The organism is Williamwhitmania sp., from assembly GCA_035529935.1.
Lineage (GTDB): Bacteria > Bacteroidota > Bacteroidia > Bacteroidales > Williamwhitmaniaceae > Williamwhitmania.
This window is the reverse complement of sequence record DATKVT010000187.1, coordinates 1-23,299: the sequence shown is the minus strand read 5'-3', so window position 1 is coordinate 23,299 and position 23,299 is coordinate 1. Positions and strand designations below refer to the sequence as shown.

Annotated in this window: 20 protein-coding genes; 10 read left to right on the top strand and 10 right to left on the bottom strand. The window is 42.0% G+C overall.

Going from position 1 to position 23,299, the window contains the following annotated elements:
* Positions 1-48: 48 nt before the first annotated feature.
* The 8 genes from VMW01_14525 to rpsA all read right to left on the bottom strand — a co-directional run bounded on the left by VMW01_14525 (position 49) and on the right by rpsA (position 9,534).
* Entirely contained in the window at positions 49-429 is a 381-nt protein-coding gene (locus VMW01_14525) for a DUF1987 domain-containing protein (protein ID HUW07460.1), read from the bottom strand.
* Between the two features lie 17 nt (positions 430-446).
* Positions 447-1,016, bottom strand: a complete 570-nt coding sequence (locus VMW01_14520; GenBank protein ID HUW07459.1) for a SiaB family protein kinase — start codon at positions 1,014-1,016, stop codon at positions 447-449.
* A gap of 160 nt (positions 1,017-1,176) precedes the next feature.
* Positions 1,177-2,913 (bottom strand): DEAD/DEAH box helicase, encoded by a 1,737-nt coding sequence (locus VMW01_14515; GenBank protein ID HUW07458.1) that lies wholly within the window; start codon positions 2,911-2,913, stop codon positions 1,177-1,179.
* A gap of 34 nt (positions 2,914-2,947) precedes the next feature.
* Positions 2,948-4,558, bottom strand: a complete 1,611-nt coding sequence (locus VMW01_14510; GenBank protein HUW07457.1) for a S41 family peptidase — start codon at positions 4,556-4,558, stop codon at positions 2,948-2,950.
* 122 nt (positions 4,559-4,680) lie between these two features.
* A complete protein-coding gene (gene guaA, locus VMW01_14505; protein ID HUW07456.1) occupies positions 4,681-6,213 on the bottom strand; it encodes a glutamine-hydrolyzing GMP synthase in 1,533 nt (510 codons plus the stop codon).
* A gap of 62 nt (positions 6,214-6,275) precedes the next feature.
* A complete protein-coding gene (locus tag VMW01_14500) occupies positions 6,276-7,202 on the bottom strand; it encodes a ribonuclease Z (protein HUW07455.1) in 927 nt (308 codons plus the stop codon).
* Positions 7,202-7,561 carry an STAS domain-containing protein gene (locus VMW01_14495; GenBank protein ID HUW07454.1) on the bottom strand — a complete coding sequence of 120 codons (360 nt, stop codon included), beginning with the start codon at positions 7,559-7,561 and terminating at the stop codon, positions 7,202-7,204. Before VMW01_14495 ends, VMW01_14500 begins: the two co-directional genes overlap by 1 nt.
* Positions 7,562-7,599: 38 nt before the next feature.
* Complete coding sequence (gene rpsA / locus VMW01_14490) at positions 7,600-9,534, bottom strand: 30S ribosomal protein S1 (GenBank protein ID HUW07453.1); 1,935 nt, start codon at positions 9,532-9,534, stop codon at positions 7,600-7,602.
* Positions 9,535-9,808: 274 nt separating this feature from the next.
* Between rpsA and VMW01_14485 the strand changes: the two genes are divergently transcribed.
* The 7 genes from VMW01_14485 (at position 9,809) to VMW01_14455 (ending at position 16,681) form a co-directional block, all read left to right on the top strand.
* Positions 9,809-11,134: a UDP-glucose/GDP-mannose dehydrogenase family protein gene (locus tag VMW01_14485; GenBank protein HUW07452.1), complete on the top strand. Its 1,326-nt coding sequence runs from the start codon at positions 9,809-9,811 to the stop codon at positions 11,132-11,134.
* Between the two features lie 73 nt (positions 11,135-11,207).
* On the top strand, positions 11,208-12,149 hold the full coding sequence (locus VMW01_14480; protein ID HUW07451.1) for a UDP-glucuronic acid decarboxylase family protein: 942 nt from the start codon (positions 11,208-11,210) through the stop codon (positions 12,147-12,149).
* A gap of 2 nt (positions 12,150-12,151) precedes the next feature.
* Positions 12,152-13,018, top strand: coding sequence for a glucose-1-phosphate thymidylyltransferase RfbA (gene rfbA, locus VMW01_14475; GenBank protein ID HUW07450.1), 867 nt, complete (start codon positions 12,152-12,154; stop codon positions 13,016-13,018).
* A gap of 10 nt (positions 13,019-13,028) precedes the next feature.
* Positions 13,029-13,586, top strand: coding sequence for a dTDP-4-dehydrorhamnose 3,5-epimerase (rfbC, locus tag VMW01_14470; GenBank protein ID HUW07449.1), 558 nt, complete (start codon positions 13,029-13,031; stop codon positions 13,584-13,586).
* Positions 13,587-13,634: 48 nt separating this feature from the next.
* Entirely contained in the window at positions 13,635-14,495 is an 861-nt protein-coding gene (gene rfbD, locus VMW01_14465; GenBank protein HUW07448.1) for a dTDP-4-dehydrorhamnose reductase, read from the top strand.
* 11 nt (positions 14,496-14,506) lie between these two features.
* On the top strand, positions 14,507-16,246 hold the full coding sequence (locus VMW01_14460; GenBank protein HUW07447.1) for a phospho-sugar mutase: 1,740 nt from the start codon (positions 14,507-14,509) through the stop codon (positions 16,244-16,246).
* Positions 16,247-16,264: 18 nt separating this feature from the next.
* Positions 16,265-16,681 (top strand): secondary thiamine-phosphate synthase enzyme YjbQ, encoded by a 417-nt coding sequence (locus tag VMW01_14455; protein HUW07446.1) that lies wholly within the window; start codon positions 16,265-16,267, stop codon positions 16,679-16,681.
* An 80-nt stretch (positions 16,682-16,761) separates the two neighbouring features.
* Here the strand turns inward: VMW01_14455 and VMW01_14450 are convergent, their stop codons facing one another.
* Both VMW01_14450 and VMW01_14445 read right to left on the bottom strand, forming a co-directional pair.
* Entirely contained in the window at positions 16,762-19,422 is a 2,661-nt protein-coding gene (locus VMW01_14450) for a C10 family peptidase (protein HUW07445.1), read from the bottom strand.
* A 162-nt stretch (positions 19,423-19,584) separates the two neighbouring features.
* Entirely contained in the window at positions 19,585-21,012 is a 1,428-nt protein-coding gene (locus VMW01_14445) for an AAA family ATPase (GenBank protein HUW07444.1), read from the bottom strand.
* Between the two features lie 84 nt (positions 21,013-21,096).
* Here VMW01_14445 and VMW01_14440 point away from each other — a divergent pair, with 84 nt between their 5' ends.
* Genes VMW01_14440 through VMW01_14430 form a run of 3 tightly spaced genes read left to right on the top strand, consistent with a single transcriptional unit; the run spans position 21,097 to position 23,091 of the window.
* Entirely contained in the window at positions 21,097-21,699 is a 603-nt protein-coding gene (locus VMW01_14440; GenBank protein HUW07443.1) for a hypothetical protein, read from the top strand.
* A 13-nt stretch (positions 21,700-21,712) separates the two neighbouring features.
* Positions 21,713-22,558, top strand: a complete 846-nt coding sequence (locus tag VMW01_14435) for a DUF3822 family protein (GenBank protein HUW07442.1) — start codon at positions 21,713-21,715, stop codon at positions 22,556-22,558.
* Positions 22,549-23,091 (top strand): RsmD family RNA methyltransferase, encoded by a 543-nt coding sequence (locus VMW01_14430; GenBank protein ID HUW07441.1) that lies wholly within the window; start codon positions 22,549-22,551, stop codon positions 23,089-23,091. The genes VMW01_14435 and VMW01_14430 overlap by 10 nt, the downstream gene beginning before the upstream one ends.
* Positions 23,092-23,299 lie beyond the last annotated feature (208 nt).

The following is a 23,299-nucleotide window of genomic DNA, read 5'->3' as shown; positions in this document are numbered from 1 at the left end:
CTCTTTTTTTATCGTATGTTATTTCAAACACGAATGCAAAGATATTAATTAGTCCACAATTTCAATCATCTTAAAGGGTACCTTGATAATGGATTCATAGTCTTCACCAGCTTCTAGCATATCCTCATCATCCTCTTCGTAGTACCAATTTACCACAATATCGTTTTTACCTTTTTTTAAATTTTCAAGCTTCTTGAAAACATCAAGAATGCACTTCGACGAGCTTGTATTGAAATATTCCAGCTGGATATTTACCACCGTTTTCTCTTTCGGTGCTTTAGCATAATCCTCTAGCCAATCTACAATTGGTTTGTAAAACTCGATGGAGTTCTCTGGGATGGATCTTCCCTTAATTTCGATAATGCCACTCTCGGGGTTAAGAGTGATAGATGGCGTTTTTGGGGTTCCCTCTATGTTCATGAATTCCATGGCTATCTTATTTATTATTATTCTTCATCAGGAATTACAACAGAAAAGTCAAAGAAATGGTAGTTCTCATCGTAGGGTTCAAAGATGTAGATTAACTTACTTCCAGTTTTCCTAGCAATATCAATTAATCCAAGTCCTCCTCCGCCCTTTGCAGAAAACTCCTGATTGTTCAAGACAAATTTATAAAAATCCTTTAATTCATCTCTTGTAAGCGAGTTTATCTTTTCCAATTTTTCGCGAAGAAGGGGTATTCTTTCGTTTCGAATAAAATTCCCCGTGATGATTTTAAATCCCTCGCTGGTTTTTGAAAGCAAGAACAATCCGTAGCTATCGTTCTTCCCATTCAATAGTCCAGGAGGGCAATCAACATGGTGAAAAAGATTCTGCAAACTCTCAACCAACACATTATATACCTTTTTCCGCACCGATCCCTTCTGAATAATCTCGTCGAGCTTTGCCTCAACTAGGAAAAGTGTATTGTTAATAAAATCGGTGCTGATAGCTCCCCTATATGCAAAGATAGCCTCTCCCTCACTATGGATTTGAGAAAAGTGCCTATCTAGGTCAAATAAGGTTGGCTTACTCACAATTGCCCAGTTCAATAATTAATCCACAACTTCTAACCTAAACAAATTTAGGAAAAAAAAGAACAGTTTAAAATATTTGACCAAAGAATAAAACAACAATCGCATATTTTTGATTAAAAGCCCCGATCATTTATTAATGCTCGGGGCTTCATTGAGAATTCTATCGATCACGAGATCTTCTAGGTGGTCGTGAGGAACTTCCTCTTTCTCGACCCCCGTCTCTTCCTCTGCTTCCTTCTCTACTTCTACTACCGTCTCTACCTCTATCTCGACCGCCGCCCTCGCGACCACGATCTCGATCTCTTCCTCCACCACCACCCTTGGATTCGCTAGCTAGCTCAGCAAGGGGACGACCACCTCTACCCTCCTTATTCAAGGCATTAAGTAGCGTTTCAGCGTCATTAAAGGGAACAGTTACAAAAGAAAAGTTCTCCATAATCTGAACCTCATCAATGTTGGAATCGGGGAGTTTTACTTTCTGCTTGATCATATTCACCATGGTGGCAGGATCGTATCCATCGCGCTTACCCAGAGCAATGAAAACACGAGCCTTACCTCTCCGGTCAACATTAAACGTCCGGAATTCAGGATAATTTGCCTCAGAAAGCTCATTTTTAAACGCCATCTTGAGCAGTGCCGCCAAGGTAACTTCGGGGCTAGTAGAAGAAAGCATATCTTCAGCCATTCCCAAGTAATCGCCAAAGGTGCCTAGTTCAATTATCTCGGAAAGTTCACCTAATATACGTGCCTTTTTCACCGCAACCACGTCACGACCGTGAGGTAGTTTCTCCTTGCGAATGGTGTTTTTAGTTATCTTCTGAAGCGTAACAAAGCTGCGATATTCATTGGCAGAGATAAAGGTAATTGCTGTGCCCTCCTTACCAGCTCGGCCTGTACGACCAATACGATGCACATAGCTTTCGGAATCCTGTGGTAGGGAGTAGTTGATAACGTGAGAAAGGTCAACAATATCGATACCCCTAGCGGCCACATCGGTAGCCACTAAAATATTAATTTGGTGAACCTTAAACTTCTTAAGTATTTTTTCACGCATAGCTTGAGACACCTCACCGTGCAATCCGTCGGCAGCGTATCCATGCTCAAGCAACCTCATTACCAGCTCGTCAACAGCAACACGGGTTCGACAAAATACCAAGCCATAAAATTCCGGTTCAATATCAATAATGCGGGTAAGCGCATCAAACCTGTTTGATTCATGTACCTCAAAATAGATCTGGTCAGTAAGGTCGGTTGTCATTTGCTGCCGCTCAATCTCAAGGCGCTTCGGACTCTTCATATACTTTTTAGAGAGTCGAGCAATTCTGTCGGGCATGGTAGCAGAGAAGAGCAGAGTGCGACGCTCTTCTGGTGCATGAGATAGGATAGACTCAATATCTTCAACAAATCCCATATTGAGCATTTCATCTGCCTCGTCGAGCACAACCCAGCTAACCTTGTCCAGATTCAGACTACCTCTCGAAAGGTGGTCAAGAATTCTTCCTGGTGTCCCAACAACAATATCAACACCTTGCTTGAGACGACGCAGCTGCTCACTAATGGATTGACCTCCATACACTGAAATTATCTGCAATCTATGACTTCCCTTAAAAGAGTTCATCTCCTCAGTAACCTGGAGTGCAAGTTCACGAGTAGGAACTAAAATAATTGCCTGAACATAGCCTGCTCCCTCCTCAATTTTATCAACAATTGGCAGGCCATATGCAGCAGTTTTTCCCGTTCCAGTTTGCGCTATACCTATAACGTCTGATTCCGAATTTAATAATACCGGAATGGCTAACGCTTGAATAGGCGTAGGCTTTTCAAATCCTTTTTTTCTGATTACCGCATTGGTCTTTTCTGACAAGCCCAGCGAAGTAAATTCGTTGTAATTCTCCATTAAAAACTAATTTCTGTTTGTCTTATTAAAATTCTCAGTAGTCTTTGCCAACAAGGTTTTTATAGTTCTTCCAGTTAGCAATTACGTCCAAGGCTTTGGCATAGGTGGGATCGTTTCCCTCATTTACTATCTCAAAATACTCGGAAGTGGTAAATAGTTGCTGCGCAATTAGCCCCTTAACAATGAGCTTAATCACATTTCCGGACTTTGCCAGGTCCTCATCATTCCATGTGACTTCATTGTCCTTGGCCATTTTCAGCAATCCGGACATAACCTCTCCATCAACGGAGAAGCCTTTCTTAAAGCTCGCAAACGTAGGATACTTCTCAGCCAACGCTTTGCGGTTTTGATCCATATATGAAATAACAAACTGGTAAAAAAGCCCTTTTCGAACCAACTTACCATAAAAGTCGGAATAGAAAGTGGTATCAACCGGAACGAAGATATCGGGCATTATGCCCCCTCCGCCATATACCGGACGTTTTTTCTCCAGCGTATAATATTTAAGTGAATCGGGGAAGTGTATACTGTCGGGGGTATTCATCTCTCCGTCGGTATATCGCTTGTAAAAATCTTGATAGTATTTTTCGATATTTCCATCCTTATAGGGACGCTGTATTACTCGTCCTGTTGGAGTATGGTACCTAGCAACGGTGAGTCGCACCATTGATCCATCGGGCAAGGGAAGCTGAGTTTGCACTAACCCCTTTCCAAAGGAACGTCGTCCAATAATAATGCCTCTATCCCAGTCCTGAATTGCTCCAGATGTAATCTCGCTTGCCGAAGCAGATCCTTCGTCTATTAATACCACAAGTGCTCCTTTTTCAAAACAGCCCTGGCTGGTACTGGTATAATCGAAGCGAGGAGAATTAGCACCCTCCGTGTAGAGAATTAGTTTTCCGGCAGGCAGAAACTGGTCGCTCAAGCCAATAGCGGTGTTTAAATAACCACCACCATTACCACGCAAGTCTAAAATTAGTGCCTGTGGGTTGTAGGGTTTAAGCTTTTTCCAAGCATCCAAAAACTCATGTACAGTTGAGAGTGCAAATCGGCTTATTTTGATATAAGCAACCTTCGGTGCGGCCATATAGGCTGCATCAATGCTGTAGATGGGAATTTTATCGCGGGTAATTAAAAAATCGAGCCTATCCTTACTGCCTTTTCGAGCCACTACCAGCTGAACTTTAGTGCCCTTAGGTCCACGCAGGAGCTTGAAAACATCGCTATTCTTAAGCCCTATTCCTGCAATATTTTTACCATCAACGGAAATAATCCGATCGCCAGCAACCAGTCCAACCTTCTCAGAAGGACCTCCCGGAACAGGATTCACTACAATTAAGGTGTCTTGGAAAATATTAAACTCTATACCTATACCGTCAAAATTTCCCTCAAGTGGCTCATTCATTGCCGCAACGTCATCCTTAGAGATGTATGCGCTATGGGGATCAAGCTGTCCAAGTATGTCAACAATGGCATTTTCTACCAACTTCGAATCGTTAACCGGTTCAATGTACATGCCCGAAAGCATCCGAAGAAACCTGCTAAATTTAAATACCTGATCATCTACTCCTTGTGCAGAAGCAAGGCTGGAGAAAAATAGAAAAATCCAAAGAAGTAGTGTACCTTTTTTGAAAGAGCTATTCATATGTAATGTTGTTAAAACTTAAATAGTTACTAATTTCACAAGTTACGGTCTTTTCCAATTGGTTGTATAGAATAAACATAATTTAACAACCGATAGCGCACGACCAACCTTGCTCTCCAGCTTTATTCCCACTCAATGGTGGCTGGTGGTTTTGAACTGATATCGTAAACTACCCTATTAATACCTTTCACCTTGTTAATAATATCATTTGACACCTTTGAGAGAAAATCGTATGGCAGATGATACCAGTCGGCTGTCATACCATCGGTAGAAACCACCGCTCGAAGAGCAATAACATTCTCGTAGGTTCGCTCATCACCCATAACCCCAACCGACTTAATGGGCAGCAAGATTACACCAGCCTGCCAAATCTTATCGTACAGCCCCTCGCGATGCAGCGACTGAATGAATATATGGTCGGCCTCCTGCAGTAGCAGCACCTTTTCTTCGGTAATATCGCCCAAAATACGGATTCCGAGTCCGGGGCCTGGAAATGGGTGGCGGCTTAAAAGATGATCACCAATACCCAATGCCTTCCCCACTCGTCGAACCTCATCCTTAAACAGAAGTCGAAGTGGTTCCACCACCTTCATTTTCATGGCGGCAGGTAATCCACCAACATTATGGTGCGATTTTATGGTTACCGAGGGTCCGTTTACCGAAACTGATTCAATGACATCTGGGTAAATTGTTCCCTGAGCAAGCCAATTCACATTCTGTATCTTGTGGGCCTCCTGATCAAAAATCTCAATGAATGTTTTTCCAATGGCTTTCCGTTTTGCCTCTGGATCATCAAGCCCGCGCAACGCGGTATAGAACTGCTGCTTTGCATCAACACCAATCACGTTCAGCCCCATGCCATGGTAGCTTTGTAGAACATCAGCAAATTCGTTTTTGCGAAGCAGCCCATTATCAACAAAAATACAGGTTAAGTTTTTACCGATTGCCTTATGAAGCAGCACAGCAGCCACTGAGCTATCCACTCCGCCAGATAGTCCCAGCACTACCTTCTCGTCCCCAACTCTTTTCTGAAGCTCTTTAACGGTGGTCTCAATAAAAGAATCGGGCGTCCAATTTTGGCTGCAGCCACAAATTTCAACCACAAAGTTTCGAAGTATTGTAGCCCCTTCAACAGTGTGGTAAACTTCTGGATGAAACTGAATTCCATACGTTTGCGTACCTTCAACAACATAGGCGCCAACTTTAACATCCTCTGTTCCAGCGAGTATCTTGAAGTTTTTCGGAAGTCTTGCGATGGTATCACCATGCGACATCCAAACCTGCGAATTCTGATTGACACCACTAAATAATGCGGAAGTAGTTTCATGGACCGATAACATGGCCCGACCATACTCCCGAGAAATAGATGGCAAAACTTCACCGCCATTGACTTGAGCCATTAGCTGCGCGCCATAGCATACACCAAGAATTGGTAGATTCGAGCTGTTGTAGGAAGCTAAATCCGGCTTTGGAGCGTAAGCATCTCTTACCGAGAAAGGGCTACCAGATAGAATTATTCCCTTTACATTTGAATCGGGGACATATGTATGGGTAAAGGGTACAATTTCACAATACACGTTAAGTTCTCTTACACGACGGGCAATTAGCTGTGTGTATTGAGATCCAAAATCAAGAATGAGTATTTTCTCCTGCATGATAAGGCAAAATATTTTGTAAAAATAATCAAATTCAGCGAATTAGGGGCTAGTCCCCAACACTACTCCCTTCGCAGAGGAATTGAAAACTCATCACCTTCCCTAACTGCAATAGTATGGGGAAAAACCTGCTGAGCCTGCTGTAATAGTGCATCTGTATTCTTATACCTTGATGAAAAATGTCCAATTAAAAGTTTTTTTACTTCAGCTAGTCTTGCAATTTCTGCCGCCTGAGCGGCCGTTGAATGGCCAGTTTTTTTTGCCATTTCGACCAATTCATTTCCGAAAGTTGCCTCATGGTATAGCAAGTCAACGCCTTTCACGTATTTGGCAATTGCAGGTGAGAAGGAAGTATCGGAGCAGAATGCATATGAACGCGGAACGTAGGGTCGATAGGTCAAAATCCTATTTTCTACAACGCTTCCATCTTCACAAGTAAAATTTTCACCATCCTTTATCCTGTGAATTTGAGATAGAGGAATTTTATAATACCCAATCAACTCCTTGTGGATATTGAGCCCTGGCTCCTTCTCTTTAAATAGAAAACCGCATGCCGGAACTCGATGCTCAAGTGGAATGGTAAACACCTCAAGATTTTTATCGGAGTACACCTGCTGAAACAACCGGGTGTCCACCGAATGAACAACAACATTGAAGGGCAAGTTTGGCTCAAAGTATTTGAGGTGATCTTTCAGAATATTATCGAGTAGGTAAAACGAATATATATGAAGATCCTCCTTGCGTCCAAGTAAACTCAACGTAGAAATTAAACCAAAGAGACCAAAAACATGATCACCGTGAAGGTGAGAAATAAATATATGGTTAATACGTGAAAGGTTAATACCCAAACGCCTTAGCTGTATTTGGGTGCCTTCACCACAATCAATCAAAAAAAACCGCTCATGTATATTAAGCACATGAGCGGTTGGAAATTTTGATGAGGTTGGAAGTGCTGAGCTGGTACCGAGTATGGTTAATGTAAACTGCACTACTTCTTCTCGTTCTCAGCCTTGTTAATAATCTCAGTCACTTCTTCTCTCGAAAAGGCTATGTTTAAAACCGTATCGAGTTGCGAAATGGTAATCAATCGCTCCACGGCATCGGTTAAACCAGTAAGCACAAAAGTTCCGTTGGCATTTTTACACAAACGATTGGCAACAAGTATAGAGCTTAAGCCAGAGGAATCGCAATAGCGACAGTTTCTCAAATCCAGAACAATGTTTTTTTCTCCATTTCCGGAAATAAGAACAAGTTCCGATTTAAGGCTGGGCGCTACGTTGGTATCCAACTTCTCTTCAAGCACTTCAACGATAGTGTAGTTATCCAGCTTATCGATTTTAAAATCCATAATAGTAGAAGTTTGTTATACTTGTTACCCGAAAGTGCTTACTCGTTTGAATTCTCTTTGCTTTCGTTGAGTTCTTCGCTTTCCTTGAGCTTGCTTTCCTTCAACTCTTTACTTTCCTTGAGTTTTTTGTTTTCCTTTATTTCCTTGTTTTCAAGTTCTTCCTTCAAAGCTGCCAACTCAGAAATATCGCCTAAGGTAGTCTTTTCAAGGTTAGACTTCAACTTTTTAACTGCCTTTTGGGTAGTTTGAGTTGCTTGGGTCTTTACCTTCTTCTCAACCTTGTCGTCGGTCTTCTTTGCATCCTCAAAGATACGACTATGTGAAAGAATTATTCTCTTAGAAGCTTTATTAAATTCAATTACCTTAAACTGAAGTTTCTCCTCAACTTTGGCAGTAGTTCCATCTTCCTTTACAAGGTGCTTTGGCGTTACAAATCCTTCAACACCATATTGGAGGGCTACTACTGCACCCTTGTCCATAAGCTCAATGATGGTACCTTCATGGACGGAATCAACCGTGAAAATGGTTTCAAAAACATCCCATGGGTTTTCCTCAAGTTGCTTGTGACCTAAGCTAAGGCGACGGTTTTCCTTGTCGATTTCAAGAACAACCACTTCGATATCTGCACTAATCTGGGTAAATTCAGAAGGATGCTTAATCTTCTTGGTCCAGGATAGATCTGAAATGTGGATAAGCCCATCAACACCCTCTTCAATCTCAACAAATACACCAAAATTGGTGAAATTGCGAACCTTTGCGTTATGACGTGAACCAACAGGGTATTTGGTTTCAATATTCTCCCATGGATCAGCCTTAAGCTGCTTAATGCCAAGTGACATTTTCCTGTCCTGACGGTCAAGGGTGAGAATAACTGCTTCAACGGAATCACCAACCTTTAGGAACTCCTGAGCGCTGCGTAGGTGCTGACTCCATGACATTTCTGAAACGTGGATAAGTCCTTCAACTCCGGTGGCAATCTCAACAAATGCACCGTAATCAGCCATAACCACTACCTTGCCAGTAACTTTATCACCAATCTTCAGGTTCTCATCAAGAGAATCCCACGGATGAGGAGTAAGTTGCTTTAATCCCAATGCAATACGCTTCTTGGCATCATCAAAGTCAAGAATAACAACATTGAGCTTTTGGTCAAGCTGAACAATTTCTTCTGGGTGATTTACGCGGCCCCATGAAAGGTCGGTAATGTGGATTAAACCATCTACGCCACCGAGGTCGATAAATACACCATAGGAGGTGATATTCTTAACGGTTCCTTCAAGAACCTGACCCTTTTCAAGCTTAGCAATAATGTCTTTCTTCTGCTGCTCGAGCTCAGCCTCAATAAGTGCCTTGTGAGAAACAACCACATTTTTGAACTCTTGGTTGATTTTAACAACCTTGAACTCCATGGTTTTTCCAACAAATACATCGTAGTCACGGATTGGCTTAACGTCGATTTGTGATCCGGGGAGGAAGGCCTCAATACCGAATACATCCACGATCATACCACCCTTTGTGCGGCACTTGATGTAACCCTTAATAACTTCATCTTTCTCGAGAGCAGCGTTAACGCGATCCCAAGAACGTAGAGCACGAGCTTTTTTGTGTGATAGGACCAGCTGACCCTTCTTGTCTTCCTGGCTCTCAACGTAAACCTCAACCTTGTCGCCAATCTTAAGCTCTGGATCGTACCGGAATTCGCTTAATCCCACAACACCTTCCGATTTGTAGCCAATGTTGATAACAACTTCACGCTTGTTCATGGCGATTACAGTACCATCAACAACCTCGTTTTCAGCAACCGAAGATAGGGTTTCGTTGTACTTCTCTAAATAGGTTTCACGATCATTCTTAGAATAGATCTCATCTTTTTCATAGGCTTCCCAATCGAAGTTTTCGAGGTTGGGTTGCATTACTGGTGCAGCTACTGCCGCAATTTCATCCTCTGGAAGGATTTCGTTTTCGTTTGTCATTAATTAATGTAAATCAGTTTGTAGTTGGACATTATTTGTAGAAACTCTCAGACGGCAAAATTAATCAAACTTGGACACCCGAAAAAATAAAACGACAAAAAAATCACTTTGGGGGTGTTGATTTTTTGTTTGTTATGCCATTATCCTCTCGCAAAGGCAACAAAAACGAAAAAATGCAGCAACCATTTTTTCGATAGTTTCATTATAAAAAGTAAATTTACAACATTTACAAAAGTTGAGATCAATATCTTAGACAACCTTAAATCAACAGTTTATGAAAATTTCAGTCGTTGGCAGTGGATATGTTGGATTGGTTACAGGCACATGTTTTGCCGAAACAGGAGTAACCGTTACCTGTGTCGATATTGACAAGAAAAAGATTGATGAATTAAAAAATGGAATAATCCCCATATACGAGCCGGGGCTAGATGATATGGTAAAACGGAATGTTGACAAAGGTCGCCTATTTTTTACTACTAGCCTAAAGGAAAGCCTTGTTGATGCAGAGGTTGTTTTTATTGCAGTGGGTACACCACCCGACGAAGACGGAAGTGCTGACTTAAAGTATGTTACTGGCGTGGCACAAGAGGTTGGAGCCTGCATAAACCAATATACCGTGGTTGTTACAAAGAGCACCGTTCCTGTAGGTACCAGCCACAAGGTAAAGAAGGCCGTTCAGGATGAACTCTCCAAACGCAAGGTATCCATAACCTTTGATGTTGCCTCAAACCCAGAATTTTTGAAAGAAGGTAATGCCATTGAAGACTTTTTAAAGCCCGATAGAATTGTTTGTGGAGTAGAATCAGAACAGGCCAAGGCCATCATGGAAAAGCTCTATAAGCCATTTGTGCTCAATGGCCATCCAATCCTATTTATGGATATTGCCTCATCGGAGCTAACCAAGTATGCCGCCAACGCAATGCTGGCTACTAAAATCAGCTTTATGAACGATATTGCTTCGCTTTGTGAACTGGTTGGTGCCGATGTAAATTGGGTTCGAAAAGGAATTGGCTCCGACTCGCGAATTGGAAATAAGTTTATTTATCCAGGGGCAGGATATGGTGGAAGCTGCTTTCCAAAAGATGTAAAAGCGCTCATCAGAACATCCGATGAAAACGGACACTCCCTTGAAATTTTAAAGGCAGTGGAAGACGTTAACGATCGTCAAAAAGAGGTGCTATTCAAGAAGCTAAGTAAGCATTTCAATGGAAACCTCAAGGGCAAAAGAATTGCTATTTGGGGTTTATCGTTTAAGCCCAACACCGACGACATGCGCGAAGCTCCCTCCTTGGTCATCATTAAAAATTTGGTTGATGCAGGGGCAACTGTGCGAGTATACGACCCAGTTGCAATGGATGAATCGATGCGCCGAATTGGAAATATTGTTGAATACGCCAAGGAAGCCTACGATGCAACCACTGATGCCGATGCACTAATCCTTGTAACCGAATGGTCAGAGTTTAGAATTCTAAACTTCTCCATGCTAAACAAGTTAATGCGGAGCAAGGTAGTGGTAGACGGAAGGAATATATACGATCCACAGGAGATGCTGGAACACGGTTTTAAATACTATAGCATAGGAAAAAGACCGCTCGAATAAAGAATATTACATTAAAGCACATTCCCACGATTTGAATGAACTGGTTTGTGCTCTAACTACTAAGTTAAAGAGGATGAAAAGAATATTAGTTACGGGTGGTGCTGGTTTTATTGGGTCACATCTTTGCGAGCGACTGCTGAATGAGAGCAACGAGGTAATCTGCCTCGACAACTTCTTTACCGGATCGAAGCAGAATATTGTTCACCTGCTGGACAATCCTTACTTTGAACTTGTTAGGCATGACGTAACTGCACCCTACTTTGCTGAGGTTGATGAAATATACAACCTTGCCTGCCCCGCCTCACCAATTCATTACCAGTACAATCCTATTAAAACGGTAAAGACATCGGTGCAAGGTGCTATTAATATGCTAGGTTTAGCAAAGCGGCTTAAAGCAAAAATTCTGCAAGCCTCAACCAGCGAAGTTTATGGTGACCCAACCGTCCATCCTCAACCGGAAACCTACTGGGGAAACGTAAACCCAATTGGTCCCCGCTCCTGTTACGATGAGGGAAAGCGATGTGCTGAAACCCTCTTTATGAACTACTACTACCAAAATAGCGTTAAAATAAAGATCATTCGGATTTTCAATACCTATGGTCCCAGAATGAATCCAAATGACGGTAGAGTGGTTTCCAATTTTATTGTCCAGGCACTAAATGGTGAGGATATTACGGTTTACGGAAACGGAAACCAAACCAGAAGTTTTCAGTATGTGGACGACCTTGTTGAGGGAATGATTCGTATGATGAATACACGTGATGAATTCATTGGCCCAGTAAATATTGGTAATCCCGTAGAATTTTCAATGCTTGAGCTGGCTGAACAGGTAATAAAGTTGACAAAATCGAAATCAAAATTGTCCTTTAAACCACTGCCACAGGATGACCCAACGCAGAGGAAACCAGAAATTTCACTTGCCCGAAAAGAGCTCAATGGCTGGGAACCCTCGGTTAATCTTCACGATGGCCTTGAAAAAACTATTTTCTTCTTTAAAACATTGCTAAATAAATAGCCATGAAAGGAATAATACTGGCTGGTGGAGCGGGCACAAGGTTATACCCCATAACCCAAGCCATTTCAAAACAAATTCTTCCCGTCTACGATAAGCCAATGATTTACTATCCCCTTTCGGTACTGATGCTGGCCGGACTCAGGGATATATTAATCATCTCCACTCCTTCCGATATTCCTTTATATCAAAGGCTATTTGGTGATGGAAAACAGCTTGGGCTCAACATTCAATATGTAGTTCAACCATCTCCCGACGGACTTGCACAGGCATTTATTCTTGGTGAAGAGTTCATTGGAAACGACTCGGCCTGCCTCGTATTAGGTGACAATATCTTTTACGGACAAGGCTTTAGTGGTATACTGCGAGAAAGTGCAAATCAAAAAGACGGCGCCACCGTTTTTGGATATTGGGTAAACGACCCTCAGCGTTATGGAGTTGCCGAGTTCAACAAAGATGGCAAGGTAATTAGCCTTGAGGAGAAACCGGACAAGCCAAAATCGAACTATGCAGTTACTGGCCTTTACTTCTATGGAAACGATGTGGTTGCTAAGGCTAAAAGTCTCAAACCATCGAAGCGAGGGGAGTTGGAGATAACCGATCTTAATAGGCTATACCTTAACGAAGGAAAACTCGGTGTAAAGTTGCTGGGTAGAGGTATGGCATGGCTTGATACAGGAACCCATGAGAGCTTACTACAAGCCTCAAACTTTGTTCAAACTATCGAGTCGCGACAAGGACTTAAAATTGCGTGTATCGAGGAAATCGCATTTAAGAACGGATTCATTGATAAGGCACAACTTTTGAAATTAGCGGAGCCAATGGCAAAGAATCAGTATGGACAATACCTTATGGCACTAGCAAACGAATAAAATTGAACTAATGGATATCGCTGCAACGAACTTTTCCGGCTTAATGGTTATCACCCCTCGTGTTTTTGAGGATTCAAGAGGTTATTTCTTTGAATCTTTCAACTTAGCACAATTTGAGGCGGTGGGAATCAACACGAGCTGGGTCCAGGATAACCAATCAAAATCGAGCTATGGCGTAATCAGAGGATTGCACTTTCAGCTAGCTCCTTTTGCCCAATCAAAGTTGGTGAGAGTGCTCTCTGGGAGTATACTCGATGTTGCACTTGATATTCGTAGGGGAAGTCCAACTTTTGGGCAGCACTACGCCGTTGAATTGTCGGAAACCAACAAGAAACAACTACTTATTCCTCATGGGTTTGCGCATGGATTTTCGGTGCTCTCCGAGACGGCAACAGTTTTGTATAAATGCGATAACCTTTACAAACCCGAGGCTGAACGAGGAATCATCTTTAATGATCCAGATCTTAATATAGATTGGCGTATCTCAGCCGAGAAAGAAATTATCTCGGCAAAAGACAAGGTTCATCCTTCGTTTGCTCACGCAGAAATGAATTTCCTATTTCCTTAAATCATCTTTTTTTGCGCCTAAGCAAAATAATCAAAACAATACAATCAAATGAAAATTCTTGTCACCGGAAGTAATGGACAGCTAGGTAGTGAGCTACAGCTAATTGCTCAACACGATAATAGCAGCAGCTATGTTTTTACTGATATTCAAGAGCTCGATATTACTAGTGATGTTGCAGTTGCTAGCTTCTTAGCCGAGTCAAAACCAGATATTATCATTAACTGTGCTGCCTACACCGCAGTGGATAAAGCCGAAACGGATATACGCTCAGCAGAGCTGGTTAATTTTGTTGCCCCAACCATTTTGTCCAAGGCATGCCTGAAGTCGGATATTGGGCTCATTCATATCTCTACTGACTACGTTTTCGACGGAACTGCTCATCTCCCATACAACGAGGAGAGTGATGTTAACCCCACCTCGGTGTATGGAAAGAGCAAACTCGATGGCGAACGTGCGGTTCTAAATGCTGGTGGAATTGTGGTTAGAACATCGTGGCTATACTCGAGCCATGGAAATAATTTTGTGAAAACCATGATGCGTCTCGGAAAAGAAAAGGAATCCATTGGTGTTGTTTTCGACCAAGTGGGCACCCCAACTTGGGCCTATAACCTCGCTGAAGTTTTGATAACTATAGCAAAAAAATCAACTCACGACTTCAAACGCTTCTCGGGAATTTACCATTACTCCAACGAAGGTGTATGCAGCTGGTACGATTTTGCCATTGAAATAATGGCACTCACGAACTCCCCATGCAAGGTTAGCCCAATCGAGACAAAGGAATATCCTGTACCAGCTCCTCGCCCTGCATACAGCGTTCTAAACAAAAGAAAAATCAAGGATACCTTTCAGATTGAAATACCACATTGGAAGGAGAGCTTAAAAAAATGCGTTAAATTGCTGTCACAATAAAACTGCAAGCTATGGATACCCAACTACTTCAATTGGTAACGGAAAAAGCCCAAGGCTGGCTAAACAAATCGTTCGACCAAGAAACGCGTGATAAAGTTCAGCATTTGCTGGAGCATGATCAAGCAGAGCTGATTGAAGCGTTCTATACTCAGCTGGAGTTTGGCACCGGAGGGCTTCGAGGAATCATGGGCGTTGGCACCAACCGAATGAACATTTACACCCTTGGCATGGCCACACAAGGCTTAGCCAATTATATAAAGAAACAATTTTCGCACCTCAAGGAAATAAAGGTTGCCATTGCGCATGACCCAAGAAACAACAGCCGCCTCTTTGCAGAAACAACTGCCAATATTTTCTCCGCAAATGGTTTTAGTGTGTACCTCTTTGCAGGCCCACGCCCTACCCCTGAACTCAGCTATGCAATCAGAAAACTTGGCTGCCAAAGTGGAGTTGTTGTAACTGCTTCACATAATCCAAAGGAATACAATGGCTATAAGGTTTACTGGGAAGATGGAGGGCAGATTATTGCACCTCACGACGACAACATTATTGCCGAGGTTGCCAAAATAACCTCCATCGATCAAATAAACTGGAAGGCAAATCCCAAAAAAATTAGTTCACTTGACGAGAAGTTCGACAACATTTATATCAATGCCATCAAGGAACTCTCCATATCTCCTGAGGTTATAAAGAAGCATGGTGATATTAAAATTGTTTACACTCCCATTCACGGTACGGGGAAAGACTTGGTGCCTCATGCACTAAAATCCTTCGGTTTTACCAATGTGTTTAGGGTGAGCGAGCAGGACTTTTTCGATGGGAACTTTCCAACAGTAGCCTCACCAAATCCAGAGGAAGCTGCTGCACTCAGCTTGGCGCTCAAACGAGCAGAGGAAGTTGGCGCCGACATTGTTTTGGGCACCGACCCCGATGGAGATAGAGTTGGCATTGCCGTTAGAGATAATGACGGAAAGATGATCCTTTTAAATGGTAACCAAACTGGGTCAATTCTTTTTTACTACATACTTTCTCAGCTGAAGGCAAAAGGCAAGCTCGTAGGAGAAGAATTTACCGTTAAAACCATTGTTACCTCCGACTTGCTCTCTTCAATTGCCGAAAAGTTTGGCGTTGAATGCCTTGAGGTTCTTACTGGTTTCAAATACATTGCCGATGCAATTCGTCGCAACGAGGGCAAAAAACAGTTCATTGTGGGTGGCGAGGAGAGCTACGGTTACCTAGTTGGCGACCTTGTTCGGGACAAGGACGCTGTAATATCCTGTGCCATGATTTGCGAAGCTGCGGCATGGGCAAAGAGTGAAGGATTAACCCTTTACAAGCTGTTGTTAAAAATTTACACGGAATTTGGTCTTTATCGTGAAAAGTTGGTTTCCATAACCAAAAAGGGGAAAGAGGGCAAGGAGGAGATTATACGAATGATGGAAAAATTTCGGCAATCGCCACCAGAAACCATCTTGGGAAGTCAGGTGATGATTATCCACGACTACGAGAAGCAATCCTCCTACGACATGATTTCCCACCTTCGATATGCCATTTCGCTTCCAAAATCGGACGTTCTCCAAATAATTATGCAGGATGGTACCAAGGTTTCCATAAGACCATCGGGAACCGAGCCAAAAATAAAGCTCTATTTTGGTGTAAAATCCACAATTTCCAATGAGAGTGAATTTGAAGCCAACTGGCACAAGTTGGACGATAAAGTCGCTTCCATTATACAGGAGCTGAAGCTATAACGTAACCCCAATTACACTATGAAAAGCTATAGAAAAGAGCTGTGGTTTGAAACAAAAACTCGCAGAGAGCTGATCAATATTACTCCCGATATTCAACAGTGTTTAGAGGAGAGTGGAATACAAGAGGGCTTTCTACTGTGTAACGCCATGCACATAACCGCCAGCGTGTTTATCAACGACGACGAAAGTGGCCTCCACCATGATTATGAAGCTTGGCTCGAAAAGTTAGCCCCGGAAAAACCATATGCCCAATACAAGCATAACGGTTTTGAAGACAACGCCGATGCCCACCTAAAAAGAACGATCATGGGAAGAGAAGTCGTGGTGGCCATTACCGATGGTCGCCTTGATTTCGGACCTTGGGAGCAAATCTTCTATGGGGAGTTCGACGGAAAACGAAAGAAGCGAGTTCTGGTAAAAATAATTGGAGAATAATACTCTCACTACTATATTTATCAAAAGAGAAAAAGGGACTTAAGCCCCTTTTTTCTTTTGATAAAAACTGGCGTTATGCCCTAATGAACAACCGACAGTCGTTCTGTGGTGATTAACCTTCCACCGCTTTGCACGGTAAGAATATACATACCTGAACTCAAGCCAGAAACGCTCACGCGCGCAGAATTATCGCCCGATGCAGCATTTAATATTCGAACCTTTTCGCCAAGCAGGTTATAAACAGTAACGGTAGCAGATGCCTCCAATGGGGCAGAAAACTCCACCGTAACCAAATCGCTTGAGGGGTTTGGATACATCTTAATATTCTGGTTTACCGAAGGAATAGGATTAACCCCAGTTGTTAAATTATAGGTAGGATTCCACTTGTAAATACCTCCATTAGTAGAATCTATGTTATATCCGCCAGCCCAGCCGGTTAGGGAATCAAGAAATGCAACAGCGGTATACTGAGCAGCACCCATATCGATATTTTTGAAAGAAGCACAATCGTCTATACTATAGGCAGAGCCTGTAGAGCCTTGAGTCGCACTTACATCAACCCACATAGACTGTGTTCCCTTTACATAGGATAGATTTGGTGTTACAAGGAATGTCCCAGTAGGAGTAAGTGTTGTCCATGTTGCCCCACCATCGGTAGTTTTTTTCAAGGTATATGGTGATGCATTTAGGGCAACGATTCCAATATTTGCATCCTTAAAAGTTGGAGTACAAGTGCTCGACAATCCAGTATTTGCAACGGTCCAAGAGGCACCCTTATCGGTGGTCTTGTAAATTCTTCCTTTGGATGTTGTAAACCAAAGCGTATTTCCAACGGCATCGTACAAGTTTGTCACACCAGTTTCGCCGCTAAGATTAGCAGGAATGTTGGAATAGGGCACCAACGTCCAGTTATTTCCACCATTAGAGGTAGTATATATTACAAACCCATGGCTATTAGGATCGCCCATTGCCACACCATCATTTTCGTTAAAGAAGTGGACAATGTCGGCCCAACCTTGATCGGTGGCAAAGGTTGCAGAGGATTGAATTACCCAAGTATTGCCACCATCTTCCGTTTTGACAATGTATCCTCCATAGCTATCCGTAATGGGGAACATGCATGCATAGCATACGGTATCATTCATCGGGAAAATATTGGAAACACCATAACTTGAAGAGTTTGTAAACGATATTTCACCTGGAGTCCAAGTAATCCCTCCATCAGTTGTTCGGGTAAACTCACGGATATAATTATTTGAACCGGATCCATCTTCAGCTTTTGCCCATACAACCATCGGATTGACAATCGTAATCTGGCTAATATATCTATCTGGTGTAACGAAACCAGTATTTTGTTTTATCCAAGCGGCAGAAGCTCCTCCTGCACTAATATACCCTGACATGGTCTTAGTATCACTGCCATCCGTATTAGAAACTGTGAGCGAAACAAGATATGAACCAGTAGTGTCATAGGTAACATGTGGATTCTGATCGCTTGATGTAGAAGGGGTTCCTCCCTCAAAATACCACTTCCACGAGGTAGGACTATTGGTTGACTTATCGGTAAATGTTACAGGTGTATTCACGTCAGGAATTGTTGTACTTGCCGTAAAACTAGCTATTGGAGCATTTGACGGAGGCTTTATCCTTACAATTACTTCATTATTATAGTTAAACTTGTATGATGATGTTGGATTCAAAGCCCCTATTGCATAATATCCATTTGCATATCCTGACCAACCCCAGTTAAAATGGAAATCGTTATAGCTATCATAACCATCGCAAACAAAGGCATGGCCTTCAGTACCGTTATCCCCAGCATAATACACAGGGCGTTGTGCATCAAGTTCACTCTTAATCATCAAAATCCAATTGTCGGTTGTAAAGCTACTTAAGTACTTAATTTCCGCCGTTGGTGAATAAGAAAAATAGTTTATTAAAGCTGCAGGAACCACCCCTGAAAAGGCACCAGAACCATCAGCTCCATAAGTCATATCAACAGAAACACCGCAATGATACATAAGCGTTGCTACATCATTATTAGTATCAGCAATGGAGTTTGGCATATTTGCCCAATTATAAGTAGTTGAGCCAAAATCAGCGGACAAACTTCCATACGTTGGATCAGTATATGTATGTGATCCATTGCCTTGATTTGGATAGTTCCAATATTTCATAATTTGTGCCATTGCTGTGGCAACGCAACCCGTGTAAGCATGTTCACAAATTGTTGTTGCACTTGCATCTGAAGGGCATAGCTGGTTATAGTAACACCCTTGATCCCACGTGGTAGTAACTAAAGGGGCAACAGCACCTCTAGTTGCTGAAAATTGTCCATTCCTTATCCTATTCCATTCATTCAAGGTCTGAGTGTTATCAACGCGCTTTGCTACAATATCAGAAATCTGGCTTTTATAGCTATTTAACCAATCCTGTGCGTTAACCGGCACATTATTCTTGCCAAAAGTGGAGGTGGTAGAGTAGCCTAAGATTGGGGTAACTGCATCATCGGCAGCTACCATTACGAATCCTCCTCCTTGAAAAGTAAACACGTAAAAGGCTGGTGCAGTGCTACCCTTGTATACTATAACATCGGAAACAGTATTTACACTTCGGGAAGAAAAATGCTGAACAAACTTTAATGCCACATCTTGGGCAGATTCTATGCTAACTGGATTAGCCTTCAAACAATTATTTACTCCAAACAGAATTATGGAGAAAATTAAAATAATTCTTTTCATAACGGTTCAATTTGTAGGTTGATTGATCTAGTAGAAAGAGGATAAACTCAAAATCAGAACAATTTGTTGACAATAATAAGCATTTTATACCTATTCCGATATTAGTTGCTTAAGTTGATCGAGTCATCAAAAACGTTATTTACCTCATCTTAAATTTAACTGTTAATTTAAATCTCCAGACAGATCGAAAAATTCCTTACTAAAGTTTACCAGATAAAGCTTGGTTGTTGCCCTTGTAAAAGCCGTATATAGCCATCGCAGAAAATCGATTGATAACATCTCCTTCGTAAAGTACCCATGGTCAATAAATACCACTGGCCACTGGCCTCCTTGCGCCTTATGGCAGGTAATGGCATAGGCAAACTTTACCTGCAGCGCATTGAAGAAAGGATCCTCCTTAACCTGTAGCCAATGTTTTTGCCGAGAAGTAGCGGTTCCATAATCTTCATTAACACCAGTGTAGAGTATCCTGCTTTGCTCAGTCGACAATGAGGCAGACTCTGAGGTAAGCGTATCGATAATAATCTTGGCATCTAATTCAAGGTCATTATAATCGGGAAAACGTAACCGAACATCTACAAACGTTAGCCCATAGCGCTCTTCATAACGCCCTATGTTTTCTACTACAGCAATATCCCCATTGGCTATAAAATCCAATTCCTTTAGTGCTATTGTCCAGAAGTAGTTATTTTTCACAACCATCAAAGAATCACCAATCGAAAGTTGCTCCTCCCTATAAAGAATCCGTTGGCGAATACCACTGTTATATACATTGGCTCGCTTGTTCGATCGTGTAATAACCACCACCTGGTCCCGCCCATACTTTCCATAGCTGGATTCCAGCAATTCAATAAGGTCCCCACCCGATACAGAACTAACATCATCAAAATCCATATTGAAACTTGGCATCGCAGAGCTGTCAGTCGTTACCAGCTGCCGAATGGCAGTGGCATTGGATAAGATTCCGGAATTTGCTTCTTGTCGAACCACCTCGGTGAGCCTAGCGTATAGAACTTTGCCAAAGGTGATCATCGTAATTTTGCTTAAGGCCGGACTTTTATCCATTCCCACCGGTGGCAGCTGGGCATCGTCACCCACAAGCAGCAGCTTACAATTTTTCCCCTGCTGAACATACTCAACCAAATCACGCAATAGGTTACCAGAACCAAAAAGTGATTGCTCCACATTTTGGTCAGAGATCATGGAGGCCTCATCAACAACAAAGAGAGCATCGCTATAGGTATTATAGCTCAGCGTGAAAACGCTCTGCACATCAGCTGCCACTTTTTGACGATAAATCTGCTTGTGAACAGTAAAGGCTGGTTTGCCAGAATAGATGGAAAATACTTTTGCAGCACGACCAGTTGGCGCAAGCAGTACAACTCGTTGACCATACAATTCGAGGACCCTCACCGCCGCACTAATTGCAGAGGTTTTACCAGTACCTGCATACCCATTCACAACCATTATATCGCAACCCTCTTCCCCTGAAATAAACAAGCCCAACGTTTCAAACATTTCATGCTGACTTGCGGTTGGTGTGAAAAGCAACTCTGCAATAAACAGGCTAGTAAGATGATTTTTTAGCATATTCTTCAGAAATCAAATATATAAAGGAAGAGGGAATAATTTTTTTTTTAAATTTGCAAGCAAACATAACTTAATTCTAGAGAAATGAAAAAAGCTGTTCAAATCTTCCTGCTTTTACTAATAGTGTTCCTTGGTTATCTTATTACTGTGAGCATCAATCAGCCTATTAAGTTTAAGAATGAAAAGGAAAGAAGGGACAATAAAACAATCCAACGTCTCAAAGACATCAGAACTGCAGAAGTTGCGTTTAAGTCAAAGTACGATCGCTATACTGGTAGTTTCGACACGTTAATCAACTTTGCAAAGCGCGACTCATTCGTCGTTGTTAAGCAAATTGGTTCTGAGGAAGACTCCATTGCCGTTGCAAGAAAGCAGATCGTTCGCGAAAAAATTAAAATCAGCGTAAGGGATTCTCTATTCAAAAAAATTGACGTTGATTCTCTACGGTTTGTTCCCTACACTGGAGGACGCAATCAATTTGAGTTGGCTGCTGGCGTTCTAGAAACGGCATCCAAGGTTAAGGTAAAAGTTTTTGAGTGCAAGGTGCCTTATGACATTCTTTACTGGGGTATGGATCACCAACAGGTAGTAAACTTGACTAACGACAAAAAAGATCTTGATCAGTATCCTGGCTTGATGGTGGGTTCGCTAAAGGCCGCAACCAACAATGCAGGTAATTGGGAATAGGAATAATAATACAATGATACAAACTATTGATTTAGTCGACGAAACATACGACATCAATACCATAAACACATACTGTTTGTCCATCCGGGTTAGCTTGGATGGACTTTCATTTTGTATTGCCGACAAGCAACAAGAGAAAATTGTGGCCTTTAAGCATTACCAAATCAGTAGTGCCGTTGACAGCGAAGACTTAGCAATAGTTGTAAATAAGTTACTGCAAGATGAGCTATCCCTGCCAAAACATCCTATCAAGGTAACCATTCTATATGTATCACCCAATTACACCCTCGTTCCTGAAGAACTTTTTGTGGAGACTAAGGCAAAAGAATTGCTTTCAGTAACCCACCACCTCGACGAACTTGACGAAGTGCATTTCATTAAAATAGAAGAGCCAAAGGCAATGCTCATCTATACATTTCCATCCACATTGGCCAGTAAGCTTAAGTCATTATTCCCTACAGCATTGCTAATACCCCAAGTCTTTCCATTTTTAAAACGGCTTCGTGAAGAAAAATTCATCGAAATGCCTTTTGTAGGGATTCACGTTAATGAGAACTTTTTCGACCTTGCAATTTATAGTAAGAAGAACCTTCAGCTCCTCAATTCCTACACTTACAAATCCCCAAGCGACGTTCTGTTTTTTCTTGCTAATGCACTTAGTGCTGTTGGACTAGAGTCAGCAACCATTTCCGTTGCCGGTGCAACTGAGGAGGGTATGGCCATTATTCCAGCACTTAAAAAGTTTTACCCACAAACCTTCAACGATCCGTTTTCAGGAAACTTTACGCTAAGCTATAAGATTCGAGACCATGTAAAAGCTCGATTTTCTAACCTGTTCTTCAGCGCCACATGCGAATAATAAGCGGAAGCTACAGAGGAAGAACCATTAATCCTCCAAAAAATTTTACGGCCAGACCTACCACCGATATGGCAAAGGAAGGATTATTTAATATTCTTGCCAACAATTTTGATTTTGAAGAGATAACCGTTCTTGACCTTTTTAGCGGCTCCGGCAGCATCAGCTTTGAATTTGCCTCCAGAGGGTGCCCCGATATTGACCTTGTGGAACTCAACCCAGTTCACTATGCCTTTATTTCCAAAACAGCCAAAGAATTGGGGTTTAGCCAAATTAATCCAGTGAAGCACAATGCATTTCAGTTTCTAAAATTTTGCAATAAGCAGTACAACCTCATCTTTGCTGATCCACCTTACGACATTGCTGGGGTTGACCTTATTCCACAGCTGGTGTTCGAAAATAATCTTTTAGCTGGTGATGGATGGTTGATCATTGAGCACTCTGAAAAATACAGCTTTAACCTCCAACAAAATTTTCTGGAAACACGAAAGTACGGCAAGGTTAACTTTTCGATTTTTGCTGTAAAAGCCCACTAATTAACCAGTGTTTGGCAACCTTTTTGCCATTCGTTCTAAAGGCTTGCCATTGTTGATCCTTCAGCGATTGACAAAGAATGAATCATTATGCCATTGATTTTCCTACCATACTGGTAACATAAAAAGAACAGTCAACCAATGTATTAAAACAACAAAGCCCTCAAAAAGAGGGCTTTGCGGTCCGGACGGGACTCGAACCCGCGACCTC

Coding starts and splice junctions, on each gene's coding strand:
- VMW01_14450 (HUW07445.1), bottom strand. CDS start 19,422: ATGAAAAGAATTATTTTAATTTTCTCCATAATTCTGTTTGGAGTAAAT.
- VMW01_14440 (HUW07443.1), top strand. CDS start 21,097: ATGAAAAAAGCTGTTCAAATCTTCCTGCTTTTACTAATAGTGTTCCTT.
- VMW01_14525 (HUW07460.1), bottom strand. CDS start 429: ATGGAATTCATGAACATAGAGGGAACCCCAAAAACGCCATCTATCACT.
- VMW01_14460 (HUW07447.1), top strand. CDS start 14,507: ATGGATACCCAACTACTTCAATTGGTAACGGAAAAAGCCCAAGGCTGG.
- VMW01_14495 (HUW07454.1), bottom strand. CDS start 7,561: ATGGATTTTAAAATCGATAAGCTGGATAACTACACTATCGTTGAAGTG.
- rpsA (HUW07453.1), bottom strand. CDS start 9,534: ATGACAAACGAAAACGAAATCCTTCCAGAGGATGAAATTGCGGCAGTA.
- VMW01_14430 (HUW07441.1), top strand. CDS start 22,549: ATGCGAATAATAAGCGGAAGCTACAGAGGAAGAACCATTAATCCTCCA.
- VMW01_14510 (HUW07457.1), bottom strand. CDS start 4,558: ATGAATAGCTCTTTCAAAAAAGGTACACTACTTCTTTGGATTTTTCTA.
- VMW01_14485 (HUW07452.1), top strand. CDS start 9,809: ATGAAAATTTCAGTCGTTGGCAGTGGATATGTTGGATTGGTTACAGGC.
- rfbD (HUW07448.1), top strand. CDS start 13,635: ATGAAAATTCTTGTCACCGGAAGTAATGGACAGCTAGGTAGTGAGCTA.
- VMW01_14455 (HUW07446.1), top strand. CDS start 16,265: ATGAAAAGCTATAGAAAAGAGCTGTGGTTTGAAACAAAAACTCGCAGA.
- VMW01_14435 (HUW07442.1), top strand. CDS start 21,713: ATGATACAAACTATTGATTTAGTCGACGAAACATACGACATCAATACC.
- guaA (HUW07456.1), bottom strand. CDS start 6,213: ATGCAGGAGAAAATACTCATTCTTGATTTTGGATCTCAATACACACAG.
- VMW01_14480 (HUW07451.1), top strand. CDS start 11,208: ATGAAAAGAATATTAGTTACGGGTGGTGCTGGTTTTATTGGGTCACAT.
- rfbA (HUW07450.1), top strand. CDS start 12,152: ATGAAAGGAATAATACTGGCTGGTGGAGCGGGCACAAGGTTATACCCC.
- VMW01_14445 (HUW07444.1), bottom strand. CDS start 21,012: ATGCTAAAAAATCATCTTACTAGCCTGTTTATTGCAGAGTTGCTTTTC.
- rfbC (HUW07449.1), top strand. CDS start 13,029: ATGGATATCGCTGCAACGAACTTTTCCGGCTTAATGGTTATCACCCCT.
- VMW01_14515 (HUW07458.1), bottom strand. CDS start 2,913: ATGGAGAATTACAACGAATTTACTTCGCTGGGCTTGTCAGAAAAGACC.